We start from the raw sequence: 878 nt of genomic DNA, 5'->3' as shown, positions 1-878 counted from the left end.
TGGGCAAGGCTCTCGCTCGCCTCGGCGATGTCACCGAGCGCCTGCGTCTGCGTATCGACGGAGGCTTCTGCCTCATCCGTCGTCACATCGTTCTCTTTTGCCATATCCATCAGCTTCTTGCTGACGGCGGCAATCGCCTTGTTCTTCTCCGTCAGCTTCTCCGCCGATGTGTTCAGCTTCGTCACGACGCTGTTCGCTCCATCAACCGCCTCGGCGATCATCTCAAAGCGACGCTGCGTACGCTCGAGGTTGACGTTGCTCTCCTCAACGAGCTTCTTCGAGACCTCCATCGTATCGACTGCCTGCTGCGACTTCATCTTCAGCTCGCCGATGATGACGTTGATCTCGTCCGTAAAGCCGCGCGACTGCTCAGCCAGCTTGCGGATCTCTTCAGCGACAACCGCGAACCCGCGTCCTGCCTCGCCTGCACGCGCCGCCTCAATCGCAGCGTTGAGTGCAAGAAGATTCGTCTGCTCGGAGATGGACTGAATCATCGCGCTCGCCTCTTCGATGCGCTCCGCACGCTGATTCGTCTCCTCGACCACACGCGAAACCTCCTGTGTGGCATTGGCGGTCTCCGCAGACTTCTTCATGAGGTCAGCAAGGATCTCCGCGCCTTCGGTCTGGCGCTTATGAATGTTCTCCGTCGCTTCGTTCATCTCCGTCATAACCTTGCGGTTGTCCTCGAGCAGATGGAGAATCTCATCCGTGTGATTGACGGCATCCTGCGTGTCCTTGAGCTGTACGCGGGCACTCTCGGCAATGTCATGGATGCCCTCACGCACGGTCTCCGCCGAGTGCGCCGTATTCTGCGCCGTCGCTGTCAGCTCCTCACTCGTTGCCGCGACGGACTGGGAGGCTCCGTTGATCTTGCCGAT

1 protein-coding gene is annotated in these 878 nt (G+C 59.5%); it reads right to left on the bottom strand.

What is annotated here, in order from left to right; all coding sequences use genetic code 11:
- The coding region (locus HMPREF1992_RS05195) for a methyl-accepting chemotaxis protein (RefSeq protein WP_021684820.1) at positions 1-878 on the bottom strand (878 nt) is incomplete at both ends.

Source organism: Selenomonas sp. oral taxon 892 str. F0426, from assembly GCF_000468035.1.
GTDB lineage: Bacteria > Bacillota > Negativicutes > Selenomonadales > Selenomonadaceae > Centipeda.
The sequence above is the reverse complement of the archived record's forward strand: the minus strand, read 5'-3'. Positions and strand labels throughout refer to the sequence as shown.